The sequence below is a fragment of the Kitasatospora sp. NPDC127111 genome, assembly GCF_042677465.1.
GTDB lineage: Bacteria > Actinomycetota > Actinomycetes > Streptomycetales > Streptomycetaceae > Kitasatospora.
This window is the reverse complement of sequence record NZ_JBHXTG010000171.1, coordinates 995-1,716: the sequence shown is the minus strand read 5'-3', so window position 1 is coordinate 1,716 and position 722 is coordinate 995. Positions and strand designations below refer to the sequence as shown.

Sequence of the window (722 nt, the reverse complement as noted above, 5' to 3'; positions counted from 1 at the left end):
GGCCGCGGCCAGCGAGGCGTAGACCGGGCTGCCCAGGTAGCTGTCGTAGTCGCCCTGACGGCCGTCCACCACCTGGGGCAGCCAGTCCGCGAGCAGCCGTGCCGCCGGGTCGGCGGCCTCGGGGCGGGGCGGTTCGACCGCGCGCAGGGCGGTCAGCAGCTCCGCGCCGACCGCGTTCTTGCCGACCGCCCGGTAGTGGCCGAGCACCGCCCGGTACGGGAACCGGTCGGCGGCACGGCCGTCGGTCCGCCAGCGCGCCAGCTCCTCCACCGCGCGGCGCGGGTCGAGGTCCGCCGGGTCCGGTCGGGCGGCGGCCAGGCTCGGGCCGCCGACACCGGGCGCGCGGGCCGGATCGACGGCGGGGGCGGGATCGGGATCGGGTGTGGTGGCGGGCGCGGTGCCGGGTATGGGCGTCGGGGCCGGTGCCGTGCCGTCGGCGTGGGCCGGATCGACGGCGGGCGCGGTGCCGGGTGCGGCGGCCGGGCCGGTGGCAGGGGCCGCGGAGAGGGCGGTGGTCACGGGGCGCTCCGTTCGGTGGACGGCCGGGCCGGGAACGGCCCGGTGGGGCGGCGCCGCGGGCGGCTGCCCGCGGGCAGGACGGCACAGCCCGGCCGGGGGGGGGCGCCCCGGGGCCCGCCGCCGCCGCGCGGGGGGGGGGGGGTGGGGGCGCGGGGGGGGTGCCCCCCCGCGGGGGGGGGGGGGGCGGACCACCAGGGGGGCGA

The 722-nt window shown here is 83.5% G+C and carries 1 pseudogene; it reads right to left on the bottom strand.

The annotated features are described in order from the left end of the window. Positions 1–519 (bottom strand): annotated as a pseudogene (locus tag ACFVHB_RS40105) (hypothetical protein); the annotation flags it as partial. Between the last annotated feature and the right edge of the window lie 203 nt (positions 520–722).